The following is a 20,617-nucleotide window of genomic DNA, read 5'->3' on the forward strand; positions in this document are numbered from 1 at the left end:
CTTATCCTAAATAAGATGCGTTTAACATCTTAGAATTATTGCTTGCATGGCAAAGACAATATTCTGAATTATCTCTTATTTTTCGCGGTAACGCAAAAAATAACTCCTGTCAAGTAAGACCCTTTTGAAGAGCTGCTACTTAGACACAAAAAAAGCAAAGTCCAGTTTCCTAGACTTTGCTTATGATTTAGAAGTAACAGCTTATTTTTGCTCTGCTTTATCTTCGTTCAATAGTGCTTTTCTTGAAAGGTTCACACGGCCTTGTTTGTCGATTTCTGTGACCTTCACTAAGATTTCGTCGCCTTCTTTGACAACGTCTTCTACTTTGTTGACCCGTTCGTTCGCAAGTTGTGAAATGTGAACTAAGCCGTCTTTGCCTTTGATCAAGTTGACAAACGCACCGAATTTTTCAACACGGACAACTTTCCCAAGGTACACTTCGCCAACTTTTACTTCTTTCGTCAATTCTTCAATAATCTTGATAGCTTTTTGGATCATTTCTGCATCAGCAGAAGCAATCGAAACTTTTCCGTCTTGATCAATATCGATTTTCACGCCAGTTTCATCAATGATGCCATTGATGGTGTCGCCGCCTTTACCGATTACATCTTTGATCTTCGCAGGATCGATTTGGATCATTTCGATCTTCGGTGCATATTGGCTTAACTCTTCACGAGGAGCAGCCAATGTTGATGTCAATTCATTTAAGATTTCCATCCGTGCTTTTTTCGCTTGATCTAATGCTTCTGTCAAGATTTGTTCAGTGATTCCTTGAATCTTGATATCCATTTGTAACGCAGTGATCCCATCTTTGGTTCCAGCAACTTTAAAGTCCATATCGCCAAGGTGATCTTCTAAGCCTTGAATATCAGTTAAGATCGTGTAGTTTTCACCATCAGATACAAGTCCCATTGCGATACCTGCAACTGGTGCTTTGATTGGTACCCCTGCATCCATCAATGCTAAAGTTCCAGCACAAATACTTGCTTGAGAAGAAGAACCATTTGATTCTAATACTTCTGCAACGAGACGGATTGTGTAAGGGAAGTCTGTTTCATCAGGAATCACTTGTGCTAAGGCACGTTCGCCTAATGCACCATGACCGATTTCACGACGCCCTGGTGAGCCGGCACGACCAGTCGAACCAACAGAAAATTGAGGGAAGTTGTAATGGTGGATGAATCGTTTTGATTCTTCAACCCCTAATCCATCAATGATTTGGTGTTCTCCTAAAGGTGCTAACGTACAGGCGGACAATGCTTGGGTTTGTCCCCGAGTAAATAGACCAGAACCATGAACACGTGGCAATAGGCCAACTTCTGATGCCAATGGACGGATTTCGTCTAATTGACGACCATCCGGACGAATCTTGTCGATAGTAATCAATTCGCGAACCACATCTTTTTCAAGATCTTCCGCGATTTGTTTCACTTCTTTCAAGAATTGTGCTTCCTCTTCATGTCCAGCAAATTTTTCTGCATACACTTCTTTCACTGTGTCTTTGACTTTATCGATCTCGTCTTCACGAGCCAATTTTTCTTCAGTCATAACAGCAGTTTTCATTGTTTGGTAGTAGCCGTCGAAAATTTCTTTTTTCAAGTCAGCATCTACTTGTAACAATTTGACTTCCATTTTTGGTTTACCCACAGCTGCGACAACTTCTTCTTGGAAGGCAACCAATTCTTGGATAGCATCAAAACCGAATAATAACGCACCTAACATGTCTTCTTCAGAAACTTCCTTCGCGCCTGATTCAACCATGTTGATAGCTTTTTTCGTTCCAGCTACTGTCAATTCGATATCAGTTTGTTCTGCTTGTTCTACTGTTGGATTCAAGACGTACTCACCATTGACCCGACCAACATCAACACCAGCGATCGGTCCGTCAAACGGGATATCTGAAATAGACAATGCTAAAGAAGAACCTAACATTGCCGCCATTGCTGGCGTACAATCTTGTTCAACACTCATTACGATGTTTGTTACTTGTACTTCGTTACGGAAACCTTCCGCAAACATTGGACGGATCGGACGATCGATCAAGCGGGCAGTCAAGGTTGCTTCCGTACTTGGACGTCCTTCCCGTTTGATAAAGCCACCAGGTACTTTCCCTACGGCATACATTTTTTCTTCGTAATTGATTGTTAATGGGAAAAAGTCGGTATCTTTTGCTTCCTTAGATGCAACCGCTGCACTTAGGACAACCGTATCGCCATAACGAACCAATACAGCTCCGTTTGCTTGTTTGGCTAATTGGCCAACTTCTACTTCTAATGGGCGGCCGCCCCAAGTTGTTTTGAATACTTGTTTTTCTGTCATGTTCTGCTCCTTTTCATCGGATCCCAGCAAGTCACTACTAAACAAATGAAAAAATCGGAATGTCGTTCCGCTGCTTTCATTTGGTTAGTAGGATGCTGCTTACAAGGACCCAAAATTCTTTTTAGCTGCGCTTTTTGATTCACCAGTCAAAAGGCCGCTCTTTCGGTGTTTCACTTTTTAGATGACTCGAGATCACCTGTCAGACTGCATCAGCTGTTTTAGCCGACACTGCAGTCGCAGTGATTCCGCTGCTTGATCACTACGCTCGCTGCTCTCGCCTAGTAGGTTTCATCATCTGCTCTGTGCGGCTTGCGCCGCCCAGTCGCAGCGATTCCGCTGCTTGGTCACTACGCTCGTTTCCCTCGCCTAGTACTATTCATCATCTGCTCTGTGCGGCTTGCGCCGCCCAGTCGCAGTGATTCATAGCAAAAAAGTGAGATTCGGGTTGAACCTCACTTTTCTTTGTTTGATTAACGACGTAATCCTAAAGCTTGGATTAATTCGCGGTAACGTTGTACGTCTTTTTGACGTAGGTAAGCTAATAAGTTACGACGATGTCCAACTTTTTTCATCAACCCACGGTATGAATGGTGGTCTTTTTTGTGCATACGTGCATGTTCGTTCAAATGGTTGATTTCTTCTGTTAAAACAGCGATTTGAACTTCTGGAGAACCAGTATCTCCTTCATGACGTGCAAATTTGTTGATGATTTCGTTTTTGCGTTCTTTTGAAATTGCCATGTTTTTCACCTCTTTTTCTTTTTCCCCTGCGACTGAGTAAAACGTTGGTGATTCGTTAAACCAAGTAACAGGTACTGTGCTTTTCACACGTAATTACTTTACTTGATTCTAAGTAAAAAAGCAAGTTTATCTACCTATTCTTTTCGTTTCTTTTGAAAGCTCCTCCAAAACTTATGTTATACTGAGGATACTACTCTATCTAAAGGAAGTGTAAGGATGAGCGTTCTTTCCCGAATCGAGAGCATGAAAAATGAATTATCGCTTTCTGAGAAGAAACTCTTCGCATTCATGGAGGCCAATCCTGAAAAAGTGCCGTCGATGACTGCGAGTCAATTAGCAGAAGCCACTGGGATCAGTGCGCCGACTGTCGTACGCTTTGCGAAAAAAACCGGCTTTGCTAGTTTGACAGATTTAAAAATACAATTATCTGCGGAATCCGGCTTGCGCCAAAATGCCAATGAAAACTTGGGCTATGCCGATGTTGAATTAAATGAGCCCTTTCATGCCATCACATCTAAATTAAGCCACAATGCACAGGTGACTATGAATGAGACGGCCCAATTGTTAGAAGAACAGTTGATGTTGGCTGCCGCTGAACTGATCGCGACTCGTGAGCGAATCTTTGTCTGCGGGATCGGTGCTTCTTCATTGATCGCACAAGATATCCAACAAAAATGGACCCGTTTAGGCAAAATCGTCGTGTTTGAAAATGACTACAATCTCTTGTTGCCGCAACTCGTCAAAAACGAGAAAAAAAGTCTCCTCTGGGTCATTTCCAACAGTGGACACACGCCTGAGATGGTTCACTTAGCAGAAATCGTTAAAAATCTTGGCGTCCCGATTCTGTCACTCACCCGATTTGGCAGTAATCCGTTAACAAAGTTGGCGGATGTTCCCCTGCAAGTGTCCCGTTCCAAAGAAGCCAACCAACGTAGTGCTGCTACGAATTCGATTATCGCCCACCTATTGGCGGTCGATGTCCTTTTCTATGTCTTTTTAAGCAAGAATGAAAAGCTGGCACGCAATATCTATGCCTCACGCCAAGCCATTGCCGATTTTCGTGAGAAGTATTTATAAAATATTCATAGCCAAAGAAGTCCGCAGGAAAGTTTTCCTGCGGTATTTTTTCTTCTAAGGACACTTTGATCAATCAAGGGCATTCTTGGCAGCTACTTCTGCCAACCAAAAACTGGACGCTTTGGGATAACGCTTGAAGTCATTTTTCAAATCCACTCGATAAAACCCATAACGGTTTTTATATGCATTCAACCAGCTCCAGCAATCCATAAAGGTCCACATATGGTAACCGAAACAAGGAGACCCGTCTTCGATTGCATGATGCAGCTGACGCAAATGGTCTTCAACAAAGGCGATCCGATACGTATCATTGACCTGCCCCGTGGCGTCCATGAACCGTTCTTCCTCAGATACCCCCATGCCATTTTCGGAAACAAACCATGGCATGTTTTGATAGTCATTCTTTAGACGCATCGCGATATCGTAAATCCCTTCTGGATAGATTTCCCAGCCGCGATGAGGATTGATTTTTTTCTCTGGCCAATCGTACCCACGAAATAACTGACGTGGCTCAAAGGATTCGGATGCTGCATTCTGCGGAAGTGGTGCCTGGATCCGCAACGGTTGATAATAATTGCAACCAATAAAATCTACGGTATTTTCACGGAAAATTTCCGCATCTGCTGCCTCATATTCAGGGGACAAGTGATGCTCCTTGAATAAGCTCGTTAGTTTTTCAGGAAATTGTCCATAAACGACACAGTCCAAAAAACTGCGAATATACAAGAGATCTGCCCATTCAGCAGCTTCTCGATTAGCTGCCTCTTGGCTTTTTGGGTAAACAGGTGACAGATTCAAGATGATGCTGATTTCTCCCTCAGATAGTGCGATTTTACGAAACTCGGCAACTGCCTTCGCATGGGCTAACAAGGTATGATAACCCACTTGGATCGCCCGCTTGAAATCACGCACTTGCGGCCAATGAGCATCTCCATAATACCCACATTCAATATGCACCAATGGTTCATTAAAGGTCGCCCATTTTTTCACTAAATCGCCAAATTGTTCAAAAGCAGTTTTTGCATAAAATGCAAAATGGTCCACGGATTCCCGCGCCTCCCAGCCTCCTTTTTCCATCAGCCACCAAGGCATGTCAAAATGAAACAAATTAATGATCGGTTCGATGCCTTGATCCAGCATTTCCTGAAAATATGCCCGATAAAACCGGACTGCCGTCTGATTCAATGTTTTTCCATCTGGTAATAAGCGGGTCCATGCAATCGATGTCCGATAGGAATTCAAGTTCATGGCCTTCATGTTTGCTACGTCTTCCCGGTATTGATAGTAGGTATTTGAGGTGTCGCTTGGTCCGACACCATCGTAAAAGCGTGACGGCTCCAACTCAAACCATTTGTCCCATGTAGAGGGACTTTTGCCGTCAACCACTGCGGCCCCCTCGGTTTGCGGTGCTGACGCGGCCGCTCCCCATAAAAAGTTTTTTGGAAATTGAATCATTCTTTTGCTCCTTTCTGAATTACCTGCCACGTGCGGTCAGGGTTGGACCGTTGAAATACAAATCGATACTGCTGACCTGCTGTTTCGACTTCCAGACAAAACGATGTTGTTTCTTCCAAGGAAATTGCCAGCTGCTGCAATGATGCTTCACCGATCACGAGTTGAAAAGTTGCTTGTCCTTGACTAGGCACCCATACTTTTTGAAAGCCGCATAAGACTTTTTTCCTCGGCACATATGCTTTTGTATACTCTTTTAGATAGCATTGGACCACTTCTTTACCAGACACAGTAGAATGATTTTCAAGTGTGCCACTGACGATAATGCCTTCCCCTGCATATTCAGCCGAAACCGAGCTGCAAATAAAAGAGGCATAACTAAGCCCATAACCAAAAGAATATACTGGTGCGCCTTTTTGATCGAGGTAGTCTTTTTGAAACGCTGTGTTGCGATAATTATAACAGACAGGCAGTTGTCCAACTGTATCAGGAATAGAAACTGCTAATTTCCCACTAGGTACCGTTTCACCAAAAAGAATCCGAGCAATCGCTTCCCCTCCATATTGGCCGGGATAGCCAACGTAAAGCACCCCATCGAACAAGTCTTGCAAAGGAGCTAAGCAATGCGGTCGACCGGAAATCACGATCCCAATCAGCGGCTTTTTACTCTTCTTCAACGCAAACAGTAAATCCAACTGGCATTGCGGCAAATCGAGGGTAGCCAAGTCGATGTTTTCTCCACTGGTCATTTCCTGAGATCCCCTTAAGGCGGCACCGTTTTTGTCAAAATCCGTTGTGAAATCACGGGCACTGGAGCCGCCGATCGTCACTAAGACGACATCCGCTTTTTCTGCAATCTGACAGGCTTGCCTTCGTTGAGCCAGTGTGCCACTAGAGATTTCGCAGCCTTTCTCGTAGAAGAAGTCAGCTTGATGCGTACTTAAACTGGTCAAACCTTCCCAAAAGGTCGTACATGTTGTTTCTTCCTTGAATGGCGTATAATCCCCCAGCTGATGATAGAGCTGTTTAACGTGAGGACCGATGACGGCAATCTTTTGTCGCGTTTTCTTCAAAGGCAAAATACCATTGTTCTCTAGTAAAACAATCGATTCCTCCGCCAATTTCAAGGCAACTTGTTGCGCCTTTTCTTTACGGGGCAATGAAACACGGGGCGTTGCTTCTTTAAACAAGCCAAGTTTTTCTTTCAAAAGAAGCACACGACGGACTGCATCATCGATCGCCGTTTCCGCAAGTAGCCCCTCAAGGACAGCTTCTTCTAACACTGGGAAAACTTCATCCCATAAACTAACATCCACACCGCTGGTCAAGGATTTGGCGGCCGCTTGTGGGTGGCTCCCCAGCCAGTCAGCAATCCGATCCAGCCCACACCCATCGGCCATCACAATTCCCGTAAAGCCACTTTCTTCTCGTAAAACATCTTGCAGCAAATAAGCATTGGCATGGCACGGGATACCGTCTAGATCATTGTATGCAGCCATACACCCCAAGGCCCCAGCAGCAATCCCTGCTTTCATTGGTGGCAGATGGATCTCGCGGAATTCCCGATCACCGATTGCCACTGGCCCTGCATTGTGTCCCCCCATTCCTGCACCTTGGGCAGCAAAGTGCTTCAATACCGCTAAAACGTTCTGCTTTTCTATCGTTGTTTTTGATCCTTGTAATCCTCTGACGGCCGCTTTGGTAAAGCTGCTGGTTAAAAACGGATCTTCACTGAAACATTCTTCAGTTCGCCCCCAACGCGGATCTCTAGCAATGTCCAATGCGGAAACCAAGCCAACATGGGCTCCTTTTGCCCGAATCTCTTGAGCAGTGATAGTTTGGGCCGCTTGATACAGCTCTGGATTCCAACTAGAACCAACACTAAAATTGACCGGAAACGTCGTCGCTTCTAAACCTTGGTGCCCGTGAGGACACTCTTCACTGAGAAGGGCCGGAATCCCCAGCCGAGTGTGCTCCTGCAAATAAGTTTGAATCATAAGGGACAGCTCATAGGACTCCGTGGTCGTCAGGCCTGTTTGCTGATTTCTACCTGACCAAGGATCAGCTCGAAACACGCCGTAAATCCAGCCAAGACTGCCAAAACGAGCTACTTCTTTTTTAAAGGTTTCAGTCAACATAATTTTTCCGTTAGTTTTTTCATAAACTTCCCAACCATACAGACGCTGATTCAGCTGGCCGATTTTTTCTTTCAACGTCATTTGCCGTAAAAGTGTCTCAATCATATGCTTCTCCATTTCTATTTAGTCTTCTAAATAAAGCATGATGGTCTGGATCTCAAAAGGCTGGAAATGGATTGTGATGCTTTGGGCATCCAGCGGCTCGACCGGCAGTTCAGCGACGGTTTCTTCCAAAAGATTCGTTAAAACCGCTTTTTTGATTCTTTTTTTGCAACGCAATTGACAGGCGGTGGTTTGATTGTGATATTCATACAACCGCACGATCAGTGCCTCTTCATCTTCGGCTTTTTTCACCGTATCCAGCAAGACATTCTTTTGATCGACTGCTAGAAAAGCTTCTGCTGATAGTTGTGGCACACTTGGAACGGTTAGAACGGGAACATTCAATGCCAAAGCTTCTTCCATCGTTTGCGCGTCTTGCCAAGTCCCTTCGTGGGCGTACAAGGAGTAGGTAAACTCATGAAAGCCTTGATCCGCTTCTGGATACGGATCGATCGGCGATTTGATCAAAGAAAGCCCGATCTTTTGATAATCCGTATTGAACCCATATTTCGAATCTGTCAAAATACTAACCCCATAATTTCCTTCTGAGAGATCAACCCATTTTTGACCACAGCTCTCAAAACGTGCTTGGTCCCATGTCGTGTTTTGATGCACAGGTCGTTTTACCTGCCCGAATTGAATATCAAACGTTGCTTCCAATGTGTTAACATCAATCGGCATCAATGCCTTTAACAGCAGTTGATGCTGGTGCCAATCAACCGCTGTTTCAAAATCGATTCTTCCCGTGCCATGGTAAAAATGCAGCCATTGCGTAATAAAAGAATCTTCAAACTGACGTTTGATCTTCAAGGTATCGCGAATCTCCCCTTGCTCAACAACCTCAGCTGAGAGAACTTGCTTCACAGGATAAGGCTTCTTCTGGTAATAAATATCAATGTCCCACGCATCATAATCCATTGGCAGATCTTCGTAAGCCACTAACTGATTCAACCGCTCGCCTTTTGGCACGATTTCTCGCTGCTGCCGTTTGTCAAATAAAGAGATGATGTCAAAGTGTTCGTCAAAAATCACTTTAAAATCAACCGTTTCAAACGATTCCTCCAGCCGCATTGCCACTTGCTTTGATTGAGGCACAGCTGAGACAGAGGTCAGTGTTTTGCAGCTCAATCCAGCCATGGCGGGAATTTTGACTAAGAGCCGGTCATCATAGGTCCGCTGAGTCAGGTAAGCTTCTTTGATCCCTGTCTGATCGTCTAAATAGACCAGACCCGTCCGCTCTTGTCCCAGCGGATTAAAGACATGCCATGACGTAGCTTCGGCTGCTTGCACCGCTGGAAACAAAGTTTCGATCAGCTTGCAGCCTTTATCAAAGAGCTGTTGATACTCTTGATCCGTCTGATCATAAACTTCTTTGATCGAGCTTCCCGGCAGAATGTCATGGAATTGATTAAATAGCAGCTGTTTCCAAAGTTGTTCTAATTCAGCTTGCGGATAACGATTGATTGCACAAATACTATAAAGTTTTTCAATCGTCTGTAAGAAAAATTCTCCTTGGCGATTGGCCTTCTTGTTTTTGCCAATCGAAGTCAGTGTTCCACGATGGTATTCAAAGTACAATTCGCCGTACCAGACTGGGCCAGATTTTTCCTTAAAAGAATCTGCCAGTCGATCAAAAAAGCCCCCCACATGATTGCCAGTAATCGTCGGCATATCCGGCAATGTTTTTTGCAGCCGTTTCTGGACTTCTAGCATCTCTTTCGTCGGGCCTCCGCCACCGTCACCATACCCATAGTCAATCAAAATTTCGTCGTGCTGATCTTTTTGCTGATAACGTTCAAAACTGCCTTTGATCGTGTAAGGATCTAGCAATCCATTATATGTCGTGTAATAATCTCTGGGACTGTACCCTTCACTGATGGTGGTAATAAAATGCGTCAAAACTCGGCTGCCATCAATTCCTTGCCAGTAGAAAGAATCAAAAGGAATTTGATTGAACTGGTTCCATGACAGCTTCGTCGTCATAAAGTAGGGCGTATTTGTTTTGCGTAAAATTTGCGGTAAGGCGGCTGAATAACCGAAGACGTCTGGAAGCCATAAGACTCGGCTATCGACTTGAAATTCCTCTTTCATAAACCGTTTGCCATAAAGGATCTGACGAACCAGTGATTCCCCTGAAGTCAAATTGCAATCGGCTTCCACCCACATCGCCCCGTCAACTTCCCATCTTCCTTCTCGAACTTTTTCTTTGATTGCAGCGTAAAGTTCAGGATAATGTGTTTTCATGGAGAGATACAGTTGTGGTTGGCTTTGAAAAAACGTGTAATCTGGATACTCCTCCATCAATTTCAAGACCGTCTGGAAACTGCGCTCACCTTTTTCAATTGCTTGCTGTGCCGTCCAAAGCCACGCCAGATCGATGTGGGTATGGCCGACAGCCGTCACTTTTTGTTTTGGTGTATGCGCTGGTAAGTAACATGACGCAAGCAGTTGCTTGGCTTTTGCGAGACTTTCATAGAATGCCGCTGAGTAGGGCGTACGAAAATCCAAGACATTGGCGACTTGACCAAGAACTTGTTGATAAAATGCTTCGTCACCGCCAAACGCACGAATGGCACGCCAACTATCAAACAGCGTATAAAAATCAAACCAGAGTTCATTGACGACAGGATCCAATGCCAATAAGTTGATATGCAGTGGGAATGGTTTATCGGAACGGCCCGAGAACAGATCAATCTTCAGTTTGACTGCTTTTTGTTGATATCCTTCAGCCAAAGTGACCTCTCGATGATTGACATCGATAGCTTGGACATAGGTATCGTCCAAATAAATTTTGATTTGGGGATTGGTGGTGTTGTCCCACTCTGAGAGGCTTGAATAGACTTGTAAGACACAAGGATTCCCTACCCAATCATTGGGAACTTGAAAGCTGCCTTTCAGCTGATAATAGGTGTTTTTTTCTCCGAAATAACTCCCTTGCTCATACGGTACCCAATCCTCTTGTTTTAAAAAAAGCGGGTCTATTGGCTGTTGATAGCGTACACGGTACTGTTTTAATTTGTAGAAAATTTTTCGGATGCGTTCAAACTCGTAAGGCTGCATAACTCTCATTTTTCTTTTGACTCCTCTATCTATTTTTTGAAAAAAAACGGGTGGAGATTGATTGTCTCGACCCGTTTCTCTTATCGTATGATATTAGTTTGCTTTCCAGCGGTCATAGGCCGTTTGATAGACTTCGACATATTCGTCAATGCCCATTGCTTCGATCGTTTTCACATAATCGTCCCACTTGTCTAATGGCTCGACACCTGTGATAAACTTCGCTTCCATTTGTTCTACATAAGTTGTCAAATCAGTGGCAGTGGCTGCTACTTTGTCATTTTCTTCAATCGTTAAATACAGTAGCGGGAATGGTACTTCAGCGATGTCTTCCATCTTTTCTGCCGTTTCTTGTGCAACCCAATCACTAAAACGAGTATCTGGTTCTTCATCAGCCGTTTTGCGGATATGGTATTCACCTGTTGTATCAATGACAATGTTTGGTGTAGTCAATCCATATGCCGGCGTGATTTTGCCGCGTTCGTCTTCCGTGTTGTCTGTATCAATGCCATCCACATAAACCCGGACTTTTTCGCCATCCGCATTTTCTTGGTACTCCCAAAGAACACCTTCTGGCCCTTGTTCAATATATTTTGTGCCTTCTTCCGAATAGAAGTAATCCACCCAACGCATGGAAGCTTCTGGGGAAGGATTGACATTGGTCAATGCAAAAGTTCCCCGAGAGATTCGTGGACTGCCAGGAATCTTGGCTTCTGGTGCCCATTCAGAGGTCAACGGTTGGAACATCGGATCGTTCATCGCCTCTGCCTCACTGCGACCAGTAGTAAAGAAGCTGAAATAGTCGGCAAAAAGCCCTAGTTGATTGTTTTCACCCTTCGCTTTTTTCTGCTCATCTGACTGTCCATAAACTTCTTTATCCAGCAAGCCTTCATCGTAAAGTGTATTCATGTATTCCAAGAATGCTTTGTAGTTTTCTGATGTCGGTGTGTAGGAGACCACATCATCGTCCACTTGAATCCCGCGAGTCCGTAAGCCAAAGGCGGCCATCAACCAAACACGTGTCGAGTTCATATCGACATCCGTCAATGGAATCTCGTCTGCTTGACCATTTCCGTTAGGATCTTCGTCTTTGAAACGCGTCAACAATTCTTGCAGTTCCTCTGTGGTTTTCGGCAGTTCTGATACACCTAAATTATCTAGCCACGTGCCGTTGTACCACATCGGGCCTTGCCACCAGATTGAAGTCGCATTCCGAGAGATCATTGGTAAGGAGTAAATGTGCCCATCTGGCGTGGTGATCGATTTTAAAATAGAAGGATCTTCTTGCGTCAGTGCATAAAGATTTGGCATGATTTCTGGCGTGATATACTCCTCTAAGGGAAGTAAAATCCCTTGTGAACCGTAATCGATCTCCATCGAAGCAGTCAGTGCTTGCGAACCAGCACCGTAAACGATATCCGGCAAGTCGCCGGAAGCAAAGGCTAAGTTCAGTTTCGTACTAAAGTCAGCCGATGGCGGTGTCGTATAAGTCAGTTTGATACCGGTTTTTTCTTGGTAATCCTGTAGCGTCGGCATGTCTTCCCACTCGGCCATTCCCACACCTGGTGCCATGATATTCAAGGTCAGCTCTTCGCCTTCTTTGATGATTGGAAATTGGCTGTCATGATTGATAGCAACCTCTTTCTTTTCTCCAGTTCCCTCATCTGAAGAATTGCCGCAGGCACCCAAGACGAGGGTACTGCATAAAGCGACACCCGCCATTCCTAAAAGTTTCTTTTTTAATCCCATTTTCTTCCTCCTTTGATTTTTTTATCCTTTAATTGAACCGACCATCATGCCCTTGACAAAATACTTTTGTAAGAACGGATAGACGATGATTACCGGTAACGAAGAAACGATCATGACACCGTACTTGATGACTTGAGCGAGTTGCTGTTTGCTATATAGCATGTTCGCCATTTCTGAAGTCACATTGCTGACGGTATTTGAAGACATATCTTGAAGAATCAAAATTTCTCTTAAAATCATCTGCAGCGGGTACATCGATCGATCAGAAAGATAGATCAATGCGTTAAAGAAGCTGTTCCAATGTCCGACGCCATAGAACAAAGCCATTACCGCAATGATCGGCGTTGATAATGGTAAAACGATCTGCATGAATAGACGAAAATCGGAACAACCATCCACAATCGCTGCTTCTTCCATCTCTCGCGGAATTGTGGATTGAAAAAACGTTCGTGTGACAACCACATTGTAAACCGAGACGGCCCCTGGAATCACCAGTGCCCAAACGGTATTCAGCATACCTAAGCTGCGAATCAGCAAATAGCTGGGAATCAAGCCACCAGACAGGAACATGGTAACCAGCATAAAATTGGTGAAGGCCCGTCGCCCATAAAAATCTTCTCGCGATAACGCATAGGCACAAGGCAAGGTTACCAAGAGATTGATCGATGTTCCTAACACTGTATAGTAGATCGTGTTCAAATAGCCACGCCAGATACTGCTGTTGCCCAATAATGTTCGATAGCCTTCGAAGGTGATTCCTTTTGGTAAAAGCCACATTTCACCTGAGTTTACCAGATGCGGATTTGAGATCGAAGCGCTGACGATATAGATCAGCGGATATAAAACGATCAGCAATGAAATTGCTAAAAACACATAAACAAAGATCAAAAAGATTTTATCAGCACGGGTATCTTTTATTAAAGAAGTTGTTTTCACTTTTGGTCCTCCCTCCTACAATAGACTAGAATTGCTTAAACGTTTGGCAATATGATTGACTACGATCAACAAAACTGAATTGATCAATGAGTTAAATAGGCCGACTGCCGCAGCAAAACTGTACTGCGCATCTAACAGCCCTTGCTGGTAAACAAAGGTCGCAATCACATTCGAGGATTGCATGTTCAAAGGATTCTGCATCAAGATGATTTTTTCAAACCCAACTGACATCAAGCTGCCGAAGCTCATGATCAATAAGATCACCATCGTGGGCATGATCGTTGGAATATTGATATACCAAACGCGTTGCAGACGAGAAGCGCCATCGATCGTTGCCGCTTCGTGCAGTTGCGTATCGACTCCAGATAGAGCTGCCAGATAAATCACAGACCCCCATCCCGTTCCTTGCCAAACTCCGGACAGGACATAAATCGTTTTAAACCAACGAGGATTGGTCATAAAGCTGATCCGCTCGAAACCCAAAAATTCTAATAGGTGATTGATGATCCCTGTTGAGGGAGATAAGAAAGCAATGACCATACCAACCATGACCACCACAGCAATAAAGTTTGGGGCATAGGTGACTGTTTGGGTAATCTTTTTAAACGGGCCGTCTTTGATCTCATTCAAAGCCAATGCCAGGATGATCGGCAGCGGAAAACCGACAACCAATGAATAGATACTGATTCCTAAAGTATTTTTGATGAGTTCCCAAAAATAATAGGAATCGAAGAAACGTTGAAAATGTTTAAATCCAACCCAAGGACTTCCCAAAATCCCTAATGAAGGCATATAATCCTTGAATGCAATAATGATTCCATACATCGGTCCATAAGAGAAAATCAAAATAATCAAAAATGCTGGCAACACAAACAAGTACAATTGCCGATTTTTCTTGATCTTCATTTTTATATCTTGTTTCTTTGTTTTAGGTACTGAAACGGTTTGTCTGATTGGCGCTGTTTCCATTCTTCCTCCTCCTTGCTTGGTGTTAGCCTTATCATGAATTGTATTCGCTTTCAAATCAATGTGTATTTTTTTCCCTATGTGTCGAAACGCGAATCCCAACTGCCCCAACGTTCGGCTGACTGATATCCGACCATAAGAGGTACGGTTCGGTAGCGTTTTTATAGACTGGTAACGCTTTTTTAGTGGCTAGATCAATTAGCTCGTCTTCTTCAGTTGCGCCAATCTCTGTTAAAGGAATCTGTTCGAAAGCGCCTGCAGCGATACTGCGAAATGCAAAATGAGCCTTGCCCTCTTTTTGATAGGTCAAATGCCATTCATTTGGCCAAGCTATTGGGTTCGCCCGCGTTTCATAGATGCCTTCACCATATAGCGCCAACCAATTGCCGATTTCTTCTAAGCGTTGGGTCTCTTCGAATGTAAATTCGCCATCAGGTGTTGGGCCGACACCTAAAATCAAATTTCCCCCTTTGCTGACTACCTCAATCAAGGTTTCCAGCAGTTCTTGGCTGCTCTTGAAGGTATCATTTGGCACATATCCCCAATCATTCCCAATCGGGATATTGCTTTCCCAAACTTTTTTAGGAATTTCTGCTAATGCAGGAATTTTGCGTTCTGGTGTCACATAGTTTTCATGACGGCCACCCATCATTCGATCAACGATGATCAATTCCGGCTGTTTCTCACGTGCAATCTCAGCTAAACGATCCATTTGTAGGTCTTCTTTTCCTTGCCCGCACCAACCGGCATCTAGCCAAAGAAAATCGACTTTTCCGTAATTGGAAGTAATCTCTACAATCTGACGATGCACAAATGACACATAGCGCGCCCAGATTTCTGGGTGAAGGTGGGTGTCATAGCTGGCATGACGGCCTTTGACGGTATCATCATCCAACCAGTAAAAAGGAGAATACCAGTCAGCTTTAGAATAGTAGGCTCCTGTTGCAATCCCTGCTTCTTGAAACGCCGTAAACACTTCTTGTAAAATGTCGCGTTTAAAGGGACTTAATTTCCCGCCGATTTTAAACTCTGACTCCATTGTGTTGAACATCGAAAACCCATCATGATGCTTTGTTGTGAATAAACAGTACTTAAATCCCGCCTTCTTACAGATCTTGGCCCATTTACGGGTATCCAGCTTCTTCGGCTCAAATTGATTAATCAACTGCCAATAATCCAAACGCAGTGCTTCGATAGTTTCTCGATAGGGCTGGTTTTCTCTAGCCCATTCATCTTTTTCAGATAATTGCCATGATTCAACGATCCCCGCTTCGGCATACAGCCCATAATGGAAGATCACTCCGAATTTCAAGTCTTGAAACCATTCCAGACGCTGCTTGAGCATTTCTGTTTCTGGGACCCACGCTGCTTGCTCTCTCTCCTTGGCTTCTTCAATATCACCGCGAATTTTTGTCATGCATTTGCACTCCTTTCTTTGTTCTAAATGTAAGCGAAAAAAAGTCCATCTAACAATATGTAACTTTTTTCACTGTGTTAAACCAAGCAAGAGCGTTTGTAAAATTTGTAATGAAGAAAGCTTCCTTCCATAAAAACGTTAGGAGAAATAAAGCGGATCAAATATATTTGCTGTGTTTTTCCTGTATGGGATGTGTGATTTTTTCATCCATGCCCATTATCCATGGATCAATGGTACGATAAGGACAACAATTAAAGCGGATACAAAATGGTAATCCGTAAGAAAGTGAGGATTTTATGAAACAATCCAATGGTCTTTATCATGTTTCCTATCAAGTCGGTGAATGGCTCCTCCATTGCCTAAAATTGCAGTTTCTTTGGTTTTATTGGGTATTTCGATATGGGATATTTTTAGGCATTTTCCCTGCCACCGCTACGATTATCCAAGCTTTTTTCAACAGTTTCCAAAAAAAGGAACGCCCAGCGGCTTTGAAGCCTTGGTTCAGAACTGTCGTGAAAAAAAATTTCCGTCGCGCCAATCAATTAGGAGCCATGCAAGCGGGTTTGCTGCTTTTCTTATGGCTAGAATTGCGCATCTCTAGTACCTTTATCCAAAATAGCTTGATTCACTTTTTTTTGCTGCTGTTGTTTATCAGTGCCCTTTTGATCAGCTTGTATCTGCTGCCAGTGTATTTGCGTTATGACTTGCCCCTTCTTCACTATTTTAAGCAAGCAGTAATACTGATGGTTATCAGTATTCCCCAAACGATTGCGATGATTTTGGGAATCTTAGTAACTACAATCATTTTGACTTTTTTACCGATTTTATTAGTCATCGGCTTTGTTCCTTTTTTCCTTTTTCCAAATAGTTGGTTCTCTTTTCAAGCGATCCAACGTTCAGAATCATTGCTGATAAAAGAAACTTAAGAAGGGACGTTCGTAATGAAAGACATTTTTATCCAAAGTAATGAAAATCTTGATGATTTTTTTAGTAACATACTACCGGAACTAGCGTTGCGAGAATCACCGCAAGGGCATCCATTACAGCTGATTCAACGGCCCGGTTCTCTGAAAATTTGCCACGGTCCGCTAGCAACAATCATTTACTATCAAGAAAAGGCCCATTTATTTCGGGCATTAACTTTATGGGTGCATGAAGACCGCCCAGTCTATGTCTTAGAAGAACAGCCGCATTTTGAAGCAATTGGACCAATGATCGATCTGTCCCGCAATGCAGTAATGACCGTTGAAAAACTGCAACGCTTTATTCTATTGACAAGCAAGATGGGGCTTAATCGTCTCACGCTTTATATGGAAGACACTTATGAAATTCCAGAGTATCCTTATTTTGGTCATTTACGAGGCCGTTATACACAAGGTGAGTTAAAGAAGCTTGATAGCTACGCGCAAGCTATAGGTGTAACTTTGATTCCGGCGATTCAAACATTGGCACACTTAACGAATCCCTTAAAATGGGGATTTGCTAAAAACATTCGGGACACGGAAGATATTTTACTGGTGGGAGAAGAAGAAACATATACCTTTTTGGAAGCAGCGATCTGTTCGATCCGTTCGTGTTTTTCGACGGATCAGCTACACATTGGCATGGATGAAGCACACCAATTGGGGAAAGGAAGATATTTGGTATTGCACGGTTTAAAAGACCGTTTCTCGATTATGGCCGAACATCTGCAGCGGGTAGCTGCGCTTTGTCAAAAAGTGGGTTTTAAGCCGATGATGTGGAGCGATATGTTTTTTAGGATCGGTGCACCTACTGGTGATTATTACGATCCAGACGTGTGTTTTCCCACAGAATTGTTTGCTGACCTTCCTGCTGTCAAAATGGTTTACTGGGATTATTACCACCATGATCATGCCTCTTATCAGCGAATGTTTGCGAAACATCGGGAATTAAAACAGCCGATCGCCTTTGCTGGAGGTATCTGGACTTGGAACGGTTTGGCGCCGAACTATGGCAAGAGTTTCGCCACCATGCGTCATGCCTTGCAAGCCGCCAAAGAAAACGATGTTCAGGAAGTTTATGCCACACTTTGGGGCGACGACGGAGCCGAAACACCGCTGATTGCTGCGCTATTAGGTTTGCAATATTTCAGTGAAGCGCAGTTTGGAAACGACCTTTCGTTAGAGAAATTAAATGAAAAATTCCAGCTCTTTCACGAGTCAGTTAGTAGCGATTTCTTGCTGCTTGATCGTTTTGATCAAACTGCAGGTGTACCAGAAAACAATCCTCACGGAGAAAACCCCAGCAAGCTACTGCTCTACCAAGACTTGCTGTATGGTTTGTATCAGGAAAACTTAACCGATCTTTCTTTAGCATCCCACTATCAAACATTGGCTCAAGAGTTGGCAGCTGTGAAATCAACACGGGACACACAAACGATGTTTGCCTTTTATCAGCAGCTGGCTGATGTTTTGGCACAAAAAGCTTGTATTACCGACCAAATCACCAGTGCCTATAAAAGCAAGGACTTCACGGAATTGCGCCAAGCAGTCGATGAGCTCAGTGTCTATAAATCCGCCTTGCAATCCCTTTATGAAGCCCATCGTAAAGTCTGGTTTGACTGGAATCGACCTTTCGGTTTTGAGAGTATCGATCTGCGCTACGGCGCCTTGCTGATGCGCTGCGACACGACACTCTGGCGGCTTACTGCCTTCTTGGACGGGGAGCTCGATACTTTGGAAGAATTGACTCAACCGTCCTTACCAATGGTAACCCCTTTCAGCGGCAGCACTTCTGTGGGTCGCAATTTATTTCATGGAATCTATAGTGCGGGGAAAATTTCTAATGTTTAAAAGAAGGAGTGAGAACTTATGAAAACATCCTTGCTGCGCCGAACCGTCATCGTGAGTCTGCTAGCTATTGTTAGCCTATTCTTTCTCTATTTTCTAACAACCGATTCTTCTGCTCCAGTTCATGCCCAACCTTCAGAAAAACTGGAGATGACAGGTAATATTACAAATCAAGCAGCGGCGGAGGCTTGTTTGGCAGTGCTGAAAGAAAATTTACAAGCAGCCTCTGACCAAGATGCGACAGCTTATGCCGCCACGCTCGTGGCAGCGGCGCGAGCAGAGACGACCCAAGAATTGGCTGATTTTTTTGCAGAAGAACAGCTGCAGCACACGCTGCTTTCTTTTGAAGTCGTTAAACAAGAGACAGGATCCATGCTGGTCGCGGCGCAGCAGAAAACGATCAGCCCAAAAGATTCTTCCTACCGTGATCACATCACAGAGGCTTACCATACTTTCGTTAAGGAAGCAGATGGCTGGAAAATTCAAGAAACAGTCATGACGAATACAGAATTTCTTTAAGTGAGTGAAAAAGGAGTGATTTTTAATGAGAACGTATAAGAATTGGCCTGCCAACTACCCTGATCCAAACTGGTTCCTCCATGATCGGTTTGGCTTATTCATCCATTTCGGCCTATTCAGTATTGGCGCTCGACACGAATGGTTTATGACGACAGAAAAAATTGAACCCACCACCTATCGCGAGAACTATTTTTCTCAGTTTGATCCTGATCTTTTCAACGCGGAGGAATGGGCTCAAACCGCAAAGAAGGCCGGTTTTCAATACATGGTCTTCACGACGAAACATCATGAAGGCTTTGCCCTTTGGGACACCGCGCTCAGCGACTACAAAGTAACCAACACCCCATTCAAGCGAGACCTCTTAGCAGAACTGCTGCCGGCATTTCGCAAGGTAGGCATTAAGGTCGGACTGTATCATTCGCTGATCGATTGGTATCATCCAGATTTCACGCTCGACGGCCTGCATCCGCAACGAGAGACTATTCAAGCCCGTCAAGCCAATGACCAGCGGGACATGCGCCGTTATCAAGATTTTTTGGCTGGTCAAGTCACCGAACTATTGACCAATTATGGAACCATCGATTATATGTGGTTTGATTTTCCTTATAGCCATCGAGATTGGGGCTGGTCAAAAGGCAAGGGTGCCGCCGATTGGGATAGTAAGCGGATCGAAGAAATTTGCCGAAGTCTACAGCCGGAGATGTTACTGAATGACCGTTTGGATTTGGGCCGAGGGATTACCACCCCTGAGCAATTCCAACCAGACAAACCATTAGAAGCGAATGGATTGCCTTTAATATGGGAAGCGTGCCAAACGATGTACGAAACGTGGGGCTATGATCGTGATGCTCAGCACTGGAAATCCAGTGAAATGATGACCAAAATGCTGATTGACACAGTAGCAAAAGATGGGAACTTTCTCTTAAATATCGGCCCGAATGCTCGTGGAGAAATCAACTTACCAACTCGTGGCCATTTAGAAGCCATCGGTTCATGGATGCATTATCATCAGCAAGCGATTATCGGCTGTGGTGCCAGCACTTTTCAACCGCCTATTGACAGTCGTTACACCCAAAACGGGAATAAACTTTACTTGCACCTCTTCTCCTACCCCTACAAATCCTTGCATCTTCCGGGACTTGCAGGATGCGTGAAGCATATCCGTTTCTTACATGATGGCTCCGAGTTGTTTTATCGAGGATTTGATCCCGAGGAAGTTCTCACGTCAACGGAAGCTATCATCAACAAAGAGGACCTTGTTCTCAGCTTACCCGTCTGCCCCCCAGATGTGTTGGTACCAGTGGTCGAAATCACTTTAAAAGAAATATAAGCGCC

The 20,617-nt window shown here is 44.0% G+C and carries 14 protein-coding genes; 5 read left to right on the top strand and 9 right to left on the bottom strand.

What is annotated here, in order from left to right; all coding sequences use genetic code 11:
* Positions 1–201 precede the first annotated feature (201 nt).
* Positions 202–2,319 carry a polyribonucleotide nucleotidyltransferase gene (gene pnp / locus IGI86_RS14690; RefSeq protein WP_008379486.1) on the bottom strand — a complete coding sequence of 706 codons (2,118 nt, stop codon included), beginning with the start codon at positions 2,317–2,319 and terminating at the stop codon, positions 202–204.
* A gap of 470 nt (positions 2,320–2,789) precedes the next feature.
* Positions 2,790–3,059, bottom strand: coding sequence for a 30S ribosomal protein S15 (rpsO, locus tag IGI86_RS14695; RefSeq protein ID WP_005228072.1), 270 nt, complete (start codon positions 3,057–3,059; stop codon positions 2,790–2,792).
* Positions 3,060–3,275: 216 nt separating this feature from the next.
* Between rpsO and IGI86_RS14700 the strand changes: the two genes are divergently transcribed.
* The gene (locus IGI86_RS14700; protein WP_008379484.1) at positions 3,276–4,136 is read left to right on the top strand and encodes a MurR/RpiR family transcriptional regulator; all 861 of its coding nucleotides are present in this window, start codon (positions 3,276–3,278) and stop codon (positions 4,134–4,136) included.
* Positions 4,137–4,205: 69 nt separating this feature from the next.
* Here IGI86_RS14700 and IGI86_RS14705 read toward each other — a convergent pair whose 3' ends face one another.
* From IGI86_RS14705 to IGI86_RS14735, 7 genes are all read right to left on the bottom strand, one after another.
* Complete coding sequence (locus tag IGI86_RS14705) at positions 4,206–5,591, bottom strand: glycoside hydrolase family 1 protein (protein ID WP_430617502.1); 1,386 nt, start codon at positions 5,589–5,591, stop codon at positions 4,206–4,208.
* On the bottom strand, positions 5,588–7,843 hold the full coding sequence (locus IGI86_RS14710; RefSeq protein WP_430617503.1) for a glycoside hydrolase family 3 N-terminal domain-containing protein: 2,256 nt from the start codon (positions 7,841–7,843) through the stop codon (positions 5,588–5,590). Before IGI86_RS14710 ends, IGI86_RS14705 begins: the two co-directional genes overlap by 4 nt.
* 6 nt (positions 7,844–7,849) lie before the next feature.
* On the bottom strand, positions 7,850–10,897 hold the full coding sequence (locus IGI86_RS14715) for an alpha-mannosidase (protein WP_430617504.1): 3,048 nt from the start codon (positions 10,895–10,897) through the stop codon (positions 7,850–7,852).
* Between the two features lie 84 nt (positions 10,898–10,981).
* Complete coding sequence (locus IGI86_RS14720; RefSeq protein ID WP_008379477.1) at positions 10,982–12,634, bottom strand: extracellular solute-binding protein; 1,653 nt, start codon at positions 12,632–12,634, stop codon at positions 10,982–10,984.
* 21 nt (positions 12,635–12,655) lie between these two features.
* Positions 12,656–13,570: a carbohydrate ABC transporter permease gene (locus tag IGI86_RS14725; RefSeq protein ID WP_008379474.1), complete on the bottom strand. Its 915-nt coding sequence runs from the start codon at positions 13,568–13,570 to the stop codon at positions 12,656–12,658.
* A 15-nt stretch (positions 13,571–13,585) separates the two neighbouring features.
* Positions 13,586–14,539 (bottom strand): ABC transporter permease, encoded by a 954-nt coding sequence (locus tag IGI86_RS14730; RefSeq protein ID WP_008379472.1) that lies wholly within the window; start codon positions 14,537–14,539, stop codon positions 13,586–13,588.
* Between the two features lie 55 nt (positions 14,540–14,594).
* Positions 14,595–15,953, bottom strand: coding sequence for an alpha-L-fucosidase (locus tag IGI86_RS14735; RefSeq protein WP_005233770.1), 1,359 nt, complete (start codon positions 15,951–15,953; stop codon positions 14,595–14,597).
* Between the two features lie 296 nt (positions 15,954–16,249).
* Between IGI86_RS14735 and IGI86_RS14740 the strand changes: the two genes are divergently transcribed.
* From IGI86_RS14740 to IGI86_RS14755, 4 genes are read left to right on the top strand one after another with little or no spacing between them, the layout of a single operon-like run.
* Positions 16,250–16,879, top strand: a complete 630-nt coding sequence (locus IGI86_RS14740; RefSeq protein ID WP_005233769.1) for a YesL family protein — start codon at positions 16,250–16,252, stop codon at positions 16,877–16,879.
* Positions 16,880–16,894: 15 nt separating this feature from the next.
* The gene (locus tag IGI86_RS14745; RefSeq protein ID WP_301387851.1) at positions 16,895–18,766 is read left to right on the top strand and encodes a beta-N-acetylhexosaminidase; all 1,872 of its coding nucleotides are present in this window, start codon (positions 16,895–16,897) and stop codon (positions 18,764–18,766) included.
* 18 nt (positions 18,767–18,784) lie between these two features.
* A complete protein-coding gene (locus tag IGI86_RS14750; protein WP_060791531.1) occupies positions 18,785–19,282 on the top strand; it encodes a hypothetical protein in 498 nt (165 codons plus the stop codon).
* Between the two features lie 25 nt (positions 19,283–19,307).
* Complete coding sequence (locus IGI86_RS14755; RefSeq protein ID WP_016612908.1) at positions 19,308–20,612, top strand: alpha-L-fucosidase; 1,305 nt, start codon at positions 19,308–19,310, stop codon at positions 20,610–20,612.
* Positions 20,613–20,617 lie beyond the last annotated feature (5 nt).

Origin of the sequence: Enterococcus sp. AZ188 (assembly GCF_050544075.1) — a bacterium.
Classification (GTDB): Bacteria; Bacillota; Bacilli; order Lactobacillales; family Enterococcaceae; genus Enterococcus_D; species Enterococcus_D entomosocium.